We start from the raw sequence: 16,214 nt of genomic DNA, 5'->3' as shown, positions 1-16,214 counted from the left end.
GTTAATGATTGGGTGAATGTCTTACTTTTGCCACGGCATTAAGCCAAGCTTGGTACAAGTCTTCTTGTAACTGGTGGGATATAGAAGGTGTAAACGTTTTATTGTTTTGCCATAAATTAGCAATGTCTTGCGTGGACTTGTAAATCCCAAGTTGTAAGCCGGTTAAGTAAGCTACTCCCAAAGCCGTCGTTTCAACTACTTGCGGGCGCTCTACCATGACATTTAAAATGTTTGCTAGAAATGCCATAGTCCAATCGCTATTCGCCATGCCTCCATCCACTCTCAACGTATGCGGTTTTAATCCATCTTTAGCCATAGCTAGTTGTAGATCTTTGGTCTGATAAGCCACCGCTTGCAAAGCTGCAGCAACTATATGTTGAATACCCGAATCGCGGTTCAACCCCAATATTGCAGCTCTGGCTTTTGGATCCCAATAAGGCGCACCTAACCCCGTAAAGGCTGGGACTAAAAACACGCCATGATTTAATCGAATGTCACCCGCAATTTCATCACATTCACTGGCATCAGAGATTATTTTTAACTTATCACGCAGCCATTGAACCGTTGCTCCGGCCATAAAAATGCTACCTTCAATGGCATACGTCACCTCCCCTTCTAAGCGATAAGCAACTGTTGTCAATAGCTTATTTTTTGACTTTAACGGTTTATTTCCAGTATTTTGCATCACAAAACAACCTGTTCCATAAGTACTTTTTGTCATGCCGGGTTTAAAACATGCTTGCCCAATCAAGGCCGCGTGTTGGTCGCCAGCCACAGCGCAAATGGGTATGGATTTACCAAATATCGACATTTCAGTGGTGCCAAAATCATCTGCACTATTTTTAACTTCTGGCAACATACTCAGTGGAATATTAAATAAATTTAATAATACGTGATCCCATGTTTGAGTATGAATATTAAATAACATAGTGCGTGAGGCATTTGTGGCATCAGTTGCGTGTTGCTTGCCCCCTGTGAGTTTCCATAACAAATACGTGTCTATGGTACCAAAAGCTAGCTCGCCGTTTTGCGCTTGTTTCTTCGCTCCAGCAACGTTTTCTAAGATCCAACGAATTTTGCTTGCAGAAAAATAAGGGTCAATCAATAGTCCGGTTTTTTGACTAATTAATTCTTGGTTTTCAGAAGTAGAAATTGAATCGCAATACTCAGAGGTTCGGCGGTCTTGCCAGACTATGGCGTTATAAATAGTCTTTCCGGTGAACTTATTCCAAATTACTGTGGTTTCTCTTTGATTGGTTATGCCAATACCCAATATATTGTCTGGCGCTAAATTTTGAATGTTAAGTACTGCTTGGCAAGTGTGATAAACAGAGCACCAAATATCTTCAGGTTTATGTTCAACCCAAGCTTCTTGTGGGAAATATTGGCTAAACTCTTGTTGCTCACAAGCAACCAGCTTGCCAGCTTGATCAAACAAAATTGCCCTAGAGCTGGTAGTGCCTTGATCTATCGATAGAAAATATCCAGACATACAAAACTTCCTTAACCCTACTTATGTCTTTTATTTGTAGCATAAAAAAAGCGCTAATGGCTAGAAACCTTGGCCATTAACGCTTTATGTCTATATTCTAGAAGCAGTTTTAAAGATTTACTATTTAATCAACTGATTAAGGGTGTAATAAACCTTCTCAACGCCAACGCTGCGACCTGATTGGTCTCGTAATCCTGGAAAATCAATTTGAACCACTTTATCAGCAATCAATGGCATATTTATTGTCACTGTGCGTTTATCTGAAGATAAACTTACCTTAGTCGCTTTCACTGGTGTTAAGTTCATCTTTGGTGAGCCATAATTACCACTGTATTTATAGTTCCATTGCTGAACAGAGAAGCTATCAAGAGCCACTGACTTGATGTCTATTTTATCAGTAAAACTTAGTTCAAAGCCTGTTTTGGTTAGTTTAATACCATGTAATTCAAAAGGATTGGTACCATCCCACACCACTTTTTGTAAGCCAAAAGGTTTGCCACCTTTAGCGCCCCAGCCTCTGGCTGTTTGACCAACCCAGAGCTGCCCTTTGAGATCAAACTCATTTCGAATATTGCCACTTTGGAAGCCATTCATAAAGTTGATCACCGCGCCTTGGTACACACCATTTACTTTATCTAACAGTACTCTAAAAATATTGGACTGGGTTTGATCGCCAACAAATATTTGTCCGGCAAAAGGTCCAAATTGTCCTTTACTGGTGTCCCATGCTGGGTTACCCGGTGAATTGGCCACTTCTAAATGTGGGATCAAAGCGACTGGTTTCTCACGCATTTTATCGAACACTTCAACTGGCGTATCGGTAATCGCTTGTTTGGTATACCCAGGGCGCTGAGCTAAGGAAACTGGATGACCGTAAAACTTCCCCTCTTGTAACAGATGGAAAGTTGAAGTCGGTACCCAGTCACCTTGATTATCTGTATAGAATAATTCACCATCTGGGCTGGTACCTAAACCAGCTGGAGAACGTAAGCCCCAAGCAAAAGGAGAAAACTCACCGTTAGGCGTGACTTTAAATGCAAACCCTCGGTAACCGCCAGAGCTGCCCATAGCACCTAATGAAAATGCCTTAGGATCACCATGACTTAAATTCAAGGTCCCATAATAGTTACCTTGCTTGTCCTTAACGGGTCCAAACGTGAATTCATGATAATTGTCGTGAAAATCCCAATCGCCAGCCAACATAATGTATTCATCGGCTTGACCGTCTTTATCGGTATCTATTAACCGGGTAAATTCAGGCTTTTGCGCTACCACAATACTGCCATCATCATCTACTAATAAACCTGTTGGCTCGTGTAAACCTTCAGCAAATTTAGTCCAAGTTTCCCCATTTAGCTTCCATACATCACCAAAACGGGTGGCAACGTACACTTCTCCTGTTGAGGTGGAGTCTAAACCCGTGGCATGAAATCTTACATCTACAGGAGTCTCAATCGTTACAATTGAATATCCATCTGGTTTGTAAGTGTGACTAGGCGGTTGTTGCGCATGTGAAGAAACGGCACTTGTTAACAATAAGGATAAACCTAATGCTTTGGTAATTTTATTCATAGGGTTACCCTTAGTTATTTCGTTGAAACGTTAATAGAAAAAGACGTTTTATTTGGACTAATAGTTAGGCTATTTCCATTAACCTTACCGTCGATGCTGCTAATATTTACCTTGTCATTATTAGGTAAGTTAAATACTAAAGGTGACTTTAGGGTAGATAACACTTGGTAATCTAAGTTCAGCCCATTTGACGAAATATTGGATGTCGTTAGTTTATAATCAACTCCGTCTTGGTTAAAGAAGAATGCCGGTACACCTGTATTAGTCATTTTCTTATATGTACATTTACCTTTAGATTGCAGTGCAAAGGAATCCTGCTGGTTTATCAACCAATCTCCCAACACTATACTGCCATCCTTTCCTCTACTTTCTACATTTGGTCCTACGTTTAGCAAATCTCCCGTCCATAGTCCTACCAAATCGCAGCTACGAGTGTTAAAGGCATAGTTTATTTTTTCTGGGAAACCTACCGAGATTGAATAGGTAGGTAAGTTATGGATTTTCTTGCGTTGCACTACAACTTTATCATCAGCGGTTACATGAATTTTCTTATCTAACATGATTTTATGACTGCGGGTAGAAAGGCCAAATAACTTTATACCTAAGTCTTCAGTGGTTACAAATAAGGCGATATTACTTTTCCAGCTTTTATTTAAATCTGTGCCAACTATATATTGAAACTTAATCTGTTGTTTGCCTGGTTTAAGAGGCCAAGTTGCACCATTTGGATTTTGTTTTTCGACTTTTTTACCATCTATATATAATGTGGTTGGATTTAATTTCCATGCCTCGATATGTAATTTACTAGCATGCTTTGGCGCATATAAGGTACCTTCAAACTCAATGGCATAATGCTTAACTTCAGGCAATTCAAAATCCATTAAATTCTTAGGTAACATGCCTGATTTAACCAATTTATCTTCAGTTACCAAGAAGTCTTTCTCATCCTGCATCTGATAAATTTTATAACTTAAGTCTGCCATGCCCTCACGTTTAGACATAATATAAGCCACTACTTCTTGAAGCTGTTTGTCTGAAAACATGGCGCCAAAAGCTGGCATACCTTTACTATTAAAGCCTTGTTTAATATTGGCTAATATTTGAGATGGAGCTTCACCGTGGATCCATTCGCCATCTTTTAGATTAAAACCTGTGGCACCTGATAAGTCTTTGTTATGGCAAGCTGCACACACTTGTTCATACAAGGCTTGTCCAGCATTAACTGCTTGTGAGTCAGCAGATAATTTAAGTAAGGTTTCATCGAGAGGATCTGCATGAACATTTGAGATACCCAAAGTAATCACTAAGGGGATTAAACCAATTTTTTTCATTTAATTGCCTTTATAAAACGCCAATAGGAGTTTTAACTTTATTAACTAGATAAGAATTTACTTTTTACACTAAAGCTACAATATTTACACTTAAATTTCTACGTGCATATATAATTTCATAAAGGCAAAAGTGAAGATAGATAATAACAATTATAAATTTGTTAAAAATCGGAGGCTTATAACTTGCGCTCTAATATGAACCCCATTATTCCTGCGCTAAATAAAAAGACACCTAATATTTGTAACCAAGCATTGACAGGCTGCTGAACTATTATTGTATTAATCTGGTGGTATTTCCTCTTACCGCCATCTACTTCCATGACAAAATATCTCCCTTTGTTGACAGGGCTAATTAACACTTTTTCATCAGTACGGCTGTGAATTTCTGCTTTAAGCTCTTCTGAAATTCCACTCACTCTATTATTTAATCGATTACTGAAAATATTATCTGGCTCACCCTCTAACACCACCCATTTTGACTCATATTGGTATTGCAACACAGGGAAAACTAATTTACTAAATCCCGCATAAAATAGTGAAGTTGCTACAACTATTAATAAGCTTGAAAAATATAAAAATCGACGCCTTAGCTTTTCGCTATGCTCTTTTCTACTAGCTAGGTAATGTCTTATGTCAGGTATTTGTTGAAGAGTAAGAAGGACAGTTAGATCTGTGATATCTGCCATGAATGTTTCTATAGTCAATCCAAAGGTAGCCAGAATATTATTAAAAATATCATTTGATGGTATAGATTTATCGTTTTCCAATTTTGACAAATAAGATTGCTCAATACCTATTTTTTCGGCCAATTCTGGTTGACTTAAATTATGTTCAGCACGTAGTGTTTTTAGCTTTTTACCCAAGCTCATAATGATTCCTTTAATTAGATTGGCTTAACAATAATTTGCTAAGTTAGCTACAGTCTTGGTTATTCCTAATGGACTAAAAAGATGAATATTGGTTAATATCAATGAATATTTTATATATCGATGAACTCATTCAATAAACAGGTTCTAATTAAACCTAAATATAACGTCTATGCTCGGCTAAATAACCCAATAATAAAAAGATACTGATCACAACTATACCTCGGTAAACATAAGGTATAAATTGAATAAGTTGTTTCACATAAGGGCTGGCAAACACCAACAGCACCCCATACCCAAAGGCACAAACCAACACAAAAACTATGGTGCGAATAATAAAGTGATAAGGGCTTATCATACGTTTGATGTGTTTGTTGATTACATCACCATAAACCACTAAAACAGTGGCTAATATGGTTAAGGATATTTCACTTAAATAAGGCTGAATCAGGCCAGTTAATTGGCCTAATATTTGATTAAGAAACGCCACTGTTAGGACTCTAACTCTGCAAATAACTGTAACATTTCTGCTTCATTTAATACTTTGATGCCTAGTGACTCTGCTTTAGCTAATTTAGATCCTGCTTTCTCACCTGCCACTAAACAACTGGTTTTAGCTGAAACACTACCCGCCACCTTAGCCCCTAAACTTTGAAGTTTAGCTTTGGCTGTATTTCTATCCATTTGTTGCAAGGTGCCAGTCAAAACAAAAGTTTGGCCATCTAGCGGTAATGAGCCTGCTTCAACTTTATCAATTTTCGGCCAAGTGATCCCTACTGCTAATAGCTGTTCTATCACACTCAAGTTATGCTCTTCGGCAAAAAAGTTAACTAGGTGTTGGGCTACAATCACGCCTACGTCATCCACTTCTTGCAGGGCTTCTAAATCAGCTCGCTTAATCTTGTCTAACTCACAGAAGTGATTAGCTAGATTGGCGGCTGTGGCCTCGCCTACCTCACGAATACCTAAAGCGTATAAAAATTTAGCTAGGGTGGTTTGTTTACTATTTTCTAAAGATTTTAATAAATTTACCGCTGATTTCTCACCCATGCGTTCTAGATTAGAAATCTGAATTAACTCTAATTTAAAAAAATCCGCTGGGGTTTTAACCAAACCTTGTTCCACTAGTTGATCAATGATTTTGACGCCTAAACCATCAATATCAAAGGCTTTACGTGATGCGAAGTGTTTCATTGCTTCTTTACGTTGTGCAGCACAGTACAAACCACCAGTACAGCGTGCCACAGCTTCATCTTCAAGTTTTTCTACTGCAGAATTACATACAGGGCAAGTGTCTGGAAAAACAATATCTCGTACGTTATCCGGTCGTTTATCTAAAATAACAGAGCCTACCTGAGGGATCACGTCACCAGCTCTGCGAATAATCACTATATCGCCAATCTTTAAGCCTAAACGTTGAATCTCATCCTGGTTATGCAAAGTAGCATTTGAAACAGTTACACCACCAACAAAAACAGGTTCAAGCCGAGCTACTGGAGTAATTGCCCCAGTGCGCCCCACCTGAAATTCAACATCTATTACTTGAGTCATTTCTTCTTGTGCTGGAAATTTATGAGCGATTGCCCAACGAGGTGCTCTGGCTACAAAACCTAATGTTTGTTGCAATTCGATTTGATCAGCTTTAAATACCACGCCATCGATGTCGTAATTTAGCTTGTCTCGAATATCGCCTAAATAGGCATAATACTCTAAACAAGCTTTAGCTCCCTGCGCTACTCGTAACTCCTTACTTAAAGGTAATCCCCATTCAGCAAGCTGTTTTAGGCGCTCGGAATGTAATCCAGCTAAAGCTTGTTGCTCATTTTCTACTAAGCCTAGTGAATAAGTAAAAAATAAAAGAGGACGGGTAGCCGTTATTCGAGAATCTAGTTGGCGTAAACTACCGGCAGCGGCATTTCTTGGGTTGGCAAATACCTTTTTGCCTTTTTCTAATTGGCTTTCATTCAGAGCAAGAAAACCGTCTCTACTCATCACCACTTCGCCTCTTACTTCTAAGCGCTGTGGGAAGTCAGTACCACGTAAAGCCAAAGGAATATTGTCAATGGTGCGCACATTGGCTGTGATGTTTTCCCCTACTCGTCCATCACCTCGGGTCGCCCCTCTAACTAATTTACCGTTTTCGTACAACAAACTAACAGCTAAGCCATCGAGTTTAGGCTCGCAGCTGTAAGAAATTTTTGACGTATCTTTTAACCTGTCTTGCATACGTTTTTCAAAGGCATAAAATGAATCATGATCAAATACGTTATCTAAAGACAACATAGGTACTTCATGTTCTACTTGAGCAAATGCAGCCAAAGGTACATCACCAACCTTCTGGCTGGGTGAGTCAGAAGTAACGAGTTCTGGATACTCTGCTTCTATTTTAAGTAAAGTTTGCATCTGCCTATCGTATTCGGCATCAGGTACAGTAGGCTCATCTAACACATAATATTGATGATTATATTCAGTGATAGTTTGTTTGATTTGTTGCAGGGTATTAATTGTTTGTTGCGAGGCTGCCATAAAAGCATTCCATAGAAAATGATAATAAGTGCCCTGCCGACCTTATTTAACTAGAACTTTAACTAGATCGTTAAATAACAGACAGAGCGTTGAAAAATAATGTCTGATTAGCGGTTCAATATGCGTTGGCGTTCAAATTCTCGAATTTTCTCTACATACTGTTGCAAACTTTGTTTAGTTAATAAGCTGCGCCTACTATCATAAATTTGTGCTGAAAACTCATCCGCAATTTTGCGAGCTGCGTTGTGCATCATGTTAAACACTTGATGTGGTTCACCTTCGATTGGTAAAATCATAAATAATGATACACCTTGAGTGGTGAAATTTTCGAGATTATCAATATCAAAGTTTCCGGGTTTAAACATATTGGCCAAACTAAATAACACTGGCCCTTTGCCATTTGAGTTGACATGGCGATGGAATATATCTTGATCGCCAAACTTAAACCCTAGAGTAAGCAACATAGGTAACAAAGCCGAACCTGGAATACTTGAATCGTCTGCAACTTTTACATTTAGTACTAACACTTCTTGCTGTGATTCGTTTGGTTTATTTCCTTCCTGATTACCCTGTTTTTGCTTAGCCAGCTCAGGTTCTACTTTTGTTTCGTTTGAGGGGTTAACAATAGGCTCTTCATCAAAATCAATACGCATTTGATCATCGGCAATTTTAGGCTCTCTCTTTTTACGACCTGAATCCGCCTTTTTGCGTTTGACTAAATTGCGGGCTTGTTCTGAAAGACTTTCTTTTAAGCCTGCTTGAGCCTTAGGTTTATCTGTTTGCACGTTTTTATTATCAGGAATACTCTCCTGAGAAGCTTGGTCTTTCTTTAACAAAAACGGCGGAGGCTCTGGTGCCTGGTAGTTGTCTTGGTTGGATATTGAAATACGTGCTGGATTGAGGTCAGAGTTAGACACTTTACTAATGTTAAATGATGATTCTTGCTGAGATCGATTCGTAGCTTGTACATTGCCCTGATGTGAAGCATTAGCAGTGATTTTTTCTTCTTTGGCAATAGCAACGGTTTCCGAAGCTAAAGATTGATACTTTTGAGCATATTCAGGTTTAGGTTGCGTGACTACAGAGGCGTAAATTTTTCCAGCTGATCCAGCGCTTTTATCTTCCTTTTCGGCTGGCACTTCCAATGTTTTAGATTCTTGAGAAGCACTTTGTCCTGAGCTCCCTTCGTTTTCCAATTTGCTTTTGGTAGCTTGTTCTTTCGAACTAGACACAACTCTTACTGCACCAATTCCCAGATCATCAAATTGTTCTGCAGATGTAATTGGACTATCGTCTTGAGCCGCTATTTGTTGGTCATCAGACTGTTCTGGCTCATGAGTCAGTTCTTGTTCGCCAATGTTAATACTAGAAAAGTTAAACTCTTGGAAGCGATCTAGGTCTTGACCTTCATCACCAATAGACCATTCTTGAATATCGTGCTCTTGGTCAAAGTTTTGCTCTGAGTCTTGATCTAAATCACCCTGTAGATTTGACTCTAAACTTTGTTCTGGTGGGTAATCTTTTGTTTTGCTTTCAGTATTTTTTCTAGATACCCAAATACCATGCACAGCTACCCCGATTATGATACATCCACCGATAACTAACAAAGACCACCGTAATACATCTTCCATCTAGCACTTACTCTTATTATTGTTAATTTCTAAATCCTTACCTTTGAAACTGCTCGTCTGTTGGCTGAACTCATGGGTCTCAATTATTTGCCGCCACCGTGCAATTCCAATGGTTTTGGATATATATTCAAATTTAAGCCTGCGCAATGGCAACCGCTTCATCAACATCCACTGCTACCATTCGAGAAACCCCAGGCTCAGCCATTGTCACCCCAGTTAAATGCGTGGCCATTTCCATCGCAATTTTGTTATGGGTAATGTAAATAAACTGCACACTTTTAGACATTTCCGACACCAATTTACAGAAACGACCTACGTTTGCATCATCTAGTGGGGCATCGACTTCATCTAACAAGCAAAATGGCGCTGGATTTAACCTAAATATCGCAAACACCAATGATAAAGCGGTCAGCGCTTTTTCTCCACCCGAAAGCAGATGAATTGTACTATTTTTCTTACCAGGTGGCCTAGCCATAATAGTGACACCAGTTTCAAGTAAATCATCATCTGTCAGCTCTAAATAGGCCGAGCCCCCACCAAATACCTTAGGAAATAACATTTTTAAATCATCGTTTACCTGTTCAAAAGTTTCTTTAAACCTAGAACGGGTTTCTTTATCAATTTTTCTGATAGCTTGCTCTAAAATATCCAAAGCTGATACTAGGTCGTCATTTTGCGTATCTAAATGATGTTTCCGCTGTGCTTGTATTTCATATTCTTCAACGGCTGCAAGGTTAACAGCACCTAAACGTCCTACAGAAGCGGTAGTTTTTTCTAATAAACCTTGCCAAGTATTTTCGTCTGCATCAGTGGGTAAAGACTCGAGCACTAGTTTTAGGTTTTGTTGCATTTCTTGCAACTGCTCTACAAAACCATTGGCTCTAACTCGATATCCTTCACATTCAAGCTTTATACTTTGTAAATCAGTCAACATGGCTTGAATTTTATTAGTTACACCTTGTTGACCTTTTTCAGCCACGCTTAGTTTTTCTTCAACCTCAAGTAATTGCTGATTTAATAAACTTTGTGATAATTCGATTTCTGCTTTTTGTTCGAGTAATTCTTGTAATGCCTCTTCTTGATCTTCTAAAGGAAGAGCTAACTCCACTGACTCAGCTTCTAATAAAGCTAACTTTTCTTGTAAGTTAGTTAATAACTGGTTTTCTCTGGAAAGATTATTTTTTAATCCATCGTATTGACTTTGAATAGTCTGAACGTTTAAAGCGAGCTGATGTAATTTGTTTTTACTGGCATCTAAATTAATACGGCATTGATTTACTTTTTGTTGTTCTACTTGTTTATTTTGTTCAAAACCAAGTTGGTTTTCTTGTAAATCTTCGAGCCCCACCTCAAGTTCTTCGGCTTGCATGGATAACTCTTCTAATTCTTGCTGCTCGTCTTGTAAGGTTTCTTGATGTCGGTTCAACTCTAAACTTAATCGGTTGTTTCTGCTTAGGTTTTGTTGCTTTTGTTGTTCAAGTAACTGTAACTTACCTTTAGTTAACTCTTGGTTACGCGTTACGCTTTGTTGGCTTTCTTTGTGGTTATTCCTTAATTTATCTGCTTTATTTAAGGCATTACTGGCTGGCTCTAGGTCAACTTGTTTGTCTTGCAGGGCTTTAACTAAATTGAGCTTTTCTTGTTCAAGAGTTTTAATTTGGTTAGCACGTTTTAACACACTGGCTTGATTATCACTTTGTGGATTAACTAACCATTGGCTAGTTAACCAATGTCCATCCAAAGTCACCACACTTTGAAGCTCAGATAAATTGGACAGCAAGGCTTGTGCCTGAGGCAAATCATCCGCAAGCAAAATATGGGTTAACCAAACAGGCACTGATGTCGCATTAACTTTACTGGCTAGACTGTGCTGGGGAATGTTTGAAGTATAAGCACTTTCAAATATCCAAGATACACCAACTTCTTTGCTTAAAGTGGGGAAATCAAGGTTTAAGGAGTTATCTAAATTTTTCACAAGTAAAGCTTGTTGCCATTGCTGACAAACAGTTTCAAACGCATCTTCCCAACCAGCTTGAATGTCTAGGCTTTGCCACCAAGATTGAACATCAACACCAAGTTTCTGGCTTAGCTCTTTAGTTTCAATTGAGTTTAATTCAGATTCTTGCAAAGCTTGTAATGCATCTAATTGAGCATTATTAGTTTGCAGTTTACCTTGATGTTCAAAAGACTCTTGCTCAAGTTTTTTGACCGCAGTCAACGCCTGTTGATATTGCTCTTCTAGCTCATGCTCTTGACTGGTTAATTCTTCCGTTTGTTGCTCTAATTCTAAAATATGCTCTTGGTGAGAGGTGATTTCTAGCTCTAAGTCTTGATCAAGTATTTCATTCAGTTCATCTTTTAATTCGCCAATACGGTCTTGCGTGCGTAATTGCATGGTCATTAACGATTGAATTTTACTATGGCAGGATTGCACTTGGGCTTTACGTTGATTAAATTCTTGTTCTTGAGTACGCCATTGGTTTTGCAAGTGCATAAACTGATCTTCGGCTTCAATTAAAGCGAATTGTAATTGTTCAACTTGCTCATCTAACATTTCTTTTTCTGGCTGCGCGACTTCAAGTTGGTTGAACAACTCTGCTATTTTTTCATTGGATTGCTGCTGATGCAGCTCATGCTCATGAATTGAGCTGCGCAAGGTCTGCAACTCTTGTTCAACTTGTTGCCGCCTTTGTTTAGTATGAATTTGATTTTGCTCAATGCGAGTAATATCTGTGCCCACTTTAAAGGCTTGCTGCTGATAATTTGCAATGTTTTGTTTAAAGTCTTGTTGTTGTTCTTTAAACAAGGTGATGTCTTTTTCTTCACCTCTTTGTTGTGCGACATATTCCTCTATTTCGGAATTCTTTTGTTCTATGTCTTTTTCCAACAACTCAATTTTATTACTGTGTTTCAACCATCTTATGGCCGCCAGTTCTGCTTTATATTTACGTTCGTTTTGTTTCAACTCTTTAAAACGTTTTGCAGCGGCAGCTTGTCTTTGTAGTTTTTCAAGTTGTTGACCTAATTCCCCTCTTACATCTTCAAGGCGCTCTAGATTTTCTTTGGTATGGCGAATACGAGTTTCAGTTTCTCGTCTACGCTCTTTATATTTGGATACCCCAGCTGCTTCTTCGATAAATACTCTAAGCTCTTGAGGTTTAGATTCAATCAAGCGAGAGATCATGCCTTGTTCAATAATGGCATAACTACGAGGCCCCAACCCAGTTCCTAAAAATAGGTCAGTGATATCTCTTTTACGACATTTAGTGTTGTTTAACAGGTAACTAGATTGGGCGTCTTTGGTGACTATGCGTTTAACTGATAACTCGTTGTACCCAGCAAATTCACCTTGAATTCGGCCTGATGAGTTATCAAATACTAATTCGACGCTACATTGTGATACCGCTTTACGGGCCGTAGAGCCATTAAATATGACGTCTGTCATGGCATCGCCACGTAAATTTTTAGCAGAACTTTCACCTAATACCCAGCGCACCGCATCAATAACGTTAGATTTGCCGCAGCCGTTAGGCCCGACAACTGCGGTCATTTCTGATGGGAAAGGAATAGTGGTTGGGTCTACGAATGATTTAAACCCAGCCAACTTAATTTTCTTTAAGCGCATAAAGTGGCGAACGACAACCTGTAATTATTATATTTTTGTTATTCTGAATAACGAATGTACCAAAAGTCATCAAGTGTAACAATTGGCGTTTTGATCTATACGCCTTGATACGTATAATATTTCTATTAATCTTCCTAAAATGACGTATTTTCAAACAGTTAATACTAATTCTTTCAACACATAAGGTGTGCAGTGGACTATTTTTTTCAGGGATTCAGCCTAATTCGTACCAAAGGCTTAAAACGTTTTGTTTTTATTCCATTGGCGATAAATTTAATTTTATTTTCAGTGGCCTTTTATTTTCTATTTGGTGAGATTGAATCAAGTATTGTATGGATTGTCGATTTAATACCAGACTGGCAATGGTTAGCTTGGTTAAAACAAGGCTTAAGTTACATCATTTGGCCAATAGCGCTTATTACCATCCTCTTGGTATTTGGTTTGATTTTTGGCACCTTAGCCAATTGGATAGCCGCCCCCTTTAACGGTTTGTTATCTGAAAAGGTAGAGCTACATCTATCTGGTCAGAGTTTAGGTGATTCAGGATTAATGGATATAGTCAAAGATATTCCGCGCACCATAGGTAGAGAACTTGCCAAGTTAGTTTATTATTTACCCAGAGCCTTAGGGTTTTTAATCTTATTTTTTATCCTACCGCTGATTGGTCAAGTATTGTGGTTTTTGTTCAGCGCTTGGATGATGGCCATACAATATTGCGACTACCCATTTGATAACCACAAAGTTGCTTTTGGACGGATGAAACAAGTATTAAGAGCCAACAAGTCTCAGACTTTTAGTTTTGGTATAACCGTCAGTATTTGTTCGTTAATTCCTATTGTTAACTTTCTTGTAATGCCAGTAGCTGTATGTGGTGCCACAGCCTTGTGGGTAGACGAATTAAAAGAGCAGGTTTAATTTGGCAACCTAATAAACAAAAAAAATTTGAGTCTCAGAGCACGCAGAGTAGGTTGGATAAAAAGATAACAAAATAGGCACGTAAAGTAGTAATAATTGCGGTGTTCATAACTTTACCTGAATAACTATCAATACCGCACAAAAATGAACTACTTACATAGCGTAATATACAATGGTAATAAGACGTATCAATTAATTAAACTTAAGATGCGCGCGAACTAAGCATGATTGACTCTCTTCAATTTATGTCATCAAAGCTTAGTTGAATAATTCTTAGTTGAATAATTCTTAGTTGAATAATTAAAAAAGCTCATTTTAAAACCTTACCTTGGGTGTTTGGCTAAGTCACGCTAACTATTCGACGGGTAACTTAAACCAAAACTTTGGATCATTCATAGGAGTTTTGGGTGAAATGAATGGATTTTGCAGCCTATAAATTTTGCGGTTTTTCAAATTTGCTTTTTCTATGTATTGTTTAAAATAAGCATCAAAATTATTTTGAAAAGAGCCATCTTCAATTGCTCTTAACAAGCCGAGCTGAATTTGCTCATGCATTTCAACATCTTCTTTTCTGACAAAGAAATAATTCACTAAGGGGTAATAAATGGCGATATTTTCATCAACTATTAGTGTTTTATGATTGAAAAATTCATGTTCATACCAAACTTCAAGCATTGAACGGGGAAAATAATCCAATCTTCCTTTTATTATGAGTTCATACAACGACTGAGTATTAGAGGATGTTTGCACTCTGAAGCCATGGTGGAGCAACACCTTAGTATCTATCCAATCATGGCCTTGAGCTGCATAAAGTTTTTTCAACCCATCAATATTTGAAGCCTCTAAGAGTAAATTTGGATTTTTGGAGTTGATTAATGCGATACGCAATCCCAACAGCCCCTTTAATAGGGGAATGCGAATTGGGTTGAGAGTATTTTCTCTTTGTTCGGAGGTTGCTAACCAATGAATATCGTATAGCCCTCGCTGGATATATATTGAGCTACGGCTTTGAGACATAGCGGGAATGGAGATAATTTCCAACTTATAGCTGACATCAGATCTGGCCAATGCTAGCTTTAGTACATCTAAATAATAATTAGTTTGAACATGATAATGAGTAGGGGTTTCTGGAATCGGATAAGTAATTTTTCTGACTTTTGATTGGGTGACTTCCTCCGCAAACACAACTTTTGGGTACAGCACTAGACAAAAGATCCATGCTAATGCCAGATAGGATATGTGAAGTAAATTTGTACGCAAAAAATTAATCATTCAAACAATAGAGCCTTACAAAACCTCAGATAAACAAAAGGAGTCAGGACTCGATAAGTTAATAAAATAAGGTTAACATTTTTCCTTAACAAATATATAGCTTACTTTCCTGATATGTATAAAGGTTGGTGCTAAATGTCCCTAATTTTGAATATAACCTCATTCATATTGGTAACACTGAGGAAGGATCTACAATAAACAGTACAGCCTTGTGGCTAGACGAATTAAAACAGCAGGTTTGAATTTGATTAAATTAAAGGTATTTGGTTTTAAGCTGAGAAAAATTTGCAAACATCTTGTAGTTATTACAGGTTATTAATTCGGATGGACAGTAGAGTATTGTTTTTTATATACTTTTTAGTTGGAATGCAATGTGCTTTACAGTACGTACTTTTAACTAAAAATGGAAATATTATGCAAACTGCTATTAAACCTGGAGACAATTTCCCTGAGTTTTTTGTAAAATCTAAAGATAATCTAGATACACCTCTAACAAGAACATCGCCAGCGGCTGGTGATTGGCAAATGGTGGTAGTTTACCGAGGAGTGCATTGCCCTAAATGCGCCGAATATCTTAACGAACTCAACGCCCTACAAGAAAAATATAACAATGCCAATATTGACATTGTGGCTGTGTCTGGGGATTCTGTCGGTCAATTGAACCGTTTTTTAAAAGAAAAAGTCGACGACCTTAAGTTTGAAGTATTAGCAGGGTTATCTGAAGACCAAATGAGCGAACTAGGTTTATATATTTCAAGCCCAAGAAACCCAGAAGAAACAAACCATCTTTTTCCTGAGCCGTGTGTTTTAGTGATAAATCCAGAAAACAAGTTACACATAATAGATAAGAGTAACGCGCCATTTTCTAGACCAGATCTTGAAAAATTGCTTAATGGCATTAAATTTATTCAAGGGAATGATTACCCCATACGTGGCACTTATCAATATGCCTAAGTATTAATCACACTGCCCGTCTTATGAAAA

The 16,214-nt window shown here is 38.0% G+C and carries 11 protein-coding genes; 2 read left to right on the top strand and 9 right to left on the bottom strand.

The window, feature by feature from the left end:
* Position 1: 1 nt before the first annotated feature.
* The 8 genes from glpK to smc all read right to left on the bottom strand — a co-directional run bounded on the left by glpK (position 2) and on the right by smc (position 13,043).
* The gene (gene glpK / locus L0668_RS03300) at positions 2-1,492 is read right to left on the bottom strand and encodes a glycerol kinase GlpK (protein ID WP_235310630.1); all 1,491 of its coding nucleotides are present in this window, start codon (positions 1,490-1,492) and stop codon (positions 2-4) included.
* A 120-nt stretch (positions 1,493-1,612) separates the two neighbouring features.
* Complete coding sequence (locus L0668_RS03295; protein ID WP_235310629.1) at positions 1,613-3,064, bottom strand: DUF7133 domain-containing protein; 1,452 nt, start codon at positions 3,062-3,064, stop codon at positions 1,613-1,615.
* A 14-nt stretch (positions 3,065-3,078) separates the two neighbouring features.
* Positions 3,079-4,395: a c-type cytochrome gene (locus tag L0668_RS03290; RefSeq protein WP_235310628.1), complete on the bottom strand. Its 1,317-nt coding sequence runs from the start codon at positions 4,393-4,395 to the stop codon at positions 3,079-3,081.
* A 176-nt stretch (positions 4,396-4,571) separates the two neighbouring features.
* Positions 4,572-5,264, bottom strand: coding sequence for a helix-turn-helix domain-containing protein (locus L0668_RS03285; protein WP_235310627.1), 693 nt, complete (start codon positions 5,262-5,264; stop codon positions 4,572-4,574).
* A 154-nt stretch (positions 5,265-5,418) separates the two neighbouring features.
* Positions 5,419-5,751 carry a DUF3392 domain-containing protein gene (locus tag L0668_RS03280; RefSeq protein ID WP_235310626.1) on the bottom strand — a complete coding sequence of 111 codons (333 nt, stop codon included), beginning with the start codon at positions 5,749-5,751 and terminating at the stop codon, positions 5,419-5,421.
* Between the two features lie 2 nt (positions 5,752-5,753).
* The gene (ligA, locus tag L0668_RS03275) at positions 5,754-7,787 is read right to left on the bottom strand and encodes an NAD-dependent DNA ligase LigA (RefSeq protein ID WP_235310625.1); all 2,034 of its coding nucleotides are present in this window, start codon (positions 7,785-7,787) and stop codon (positions 5,754-5,756) included.
* Between the two features lie 107 nt (positions 7,788-7,894).
* Positions 7,895-9,418 (bottom strand): cell division protein ZipA, encoded by a 1,524-nt coding sequence (zipA, locus tag L0668_RS03270; RefSeq protein ID WP_235310624.1) that lies wholly within the window; start codon positions 9,416-9,418, stop codon positions 7,895-7,897.
* A 133-nt stretch (positions 9,419-9,551) separates the two neighbouring features.
* Complete coding sequence (gene smc, locus L0668_RS03265) at positions 9,552-13,043, bottom strand: chromosome segregation protein SMC (protein ID WP_235310623.1); 3,492 nt, start codon at positions 13,041-13,043, stop codon at positions 9,552-9,554.
* Between the two features lie 192 nt (positions 13,044-13,235).
* On the opposite strand from smc, the gene cysZ reads away from it, so the two are divergent.
* Positions 13,236-13,958 carry a sulfate transporter CysZ gene (gene cysZ, locus L0668_RS03260; RefSeq protein ID WP_235310622.1) on the top strand — a complete coding sequence of 241 codons (723 nt, stop codon included), beginning with the start codon at positions 13,236-13,238 and terminating at the stop codon, positions 13,956-13,958.
* A 354-nt stretch (positions 13,959-14,312) separates the two neighbouring features.
* On the opposite strand, the gene L0668_RS03255 is transcribed toward cysZ, so the two are convergent.
* Positions 14,313-15,230, bottom strand: coding sequence for a hypothetical protein (locus tag L0668_RS03255; protein WP_235310621.1), 918 nt, complete (start codon positions 15,228-15,230; stop codon positions 14,313-14,315).
* A 414-nt stretch (positions 15,231-15,644) separates the two neighbouring features.
* On the opposite strand from L0668_RS03255, the gene L0668_RS03250 reads away from it, so the two are divergent.
* The gene (locus L0668_RS03250; RefSeq protein WP_235310620.1) at positions 15,645-16,184 is read left to right on the top strand and encodes a peroxiredoxin-like family protein; all 540 of its coding nucleotides are present in this window, start codon (positions 15,645-15,647) and stop codon (positions 16,182-16,184) included.
* Positions 16,185-16,214: the final 30 nt, after the last annotated feature.

It is taken from the genome of Paraglaciecola algarum (genome assembly GCF_021532655.1).
Classification (GTDB): Bacteria; Pseudomonadota; Gammaproteobacteria; order Enterobacterales; family Alteromonadaceae; genus Paraglaciecola; species Paraglaciecola algarum.
This window is presented reverse-complemented; position numbering and strand designations above follow the sequence as displayed.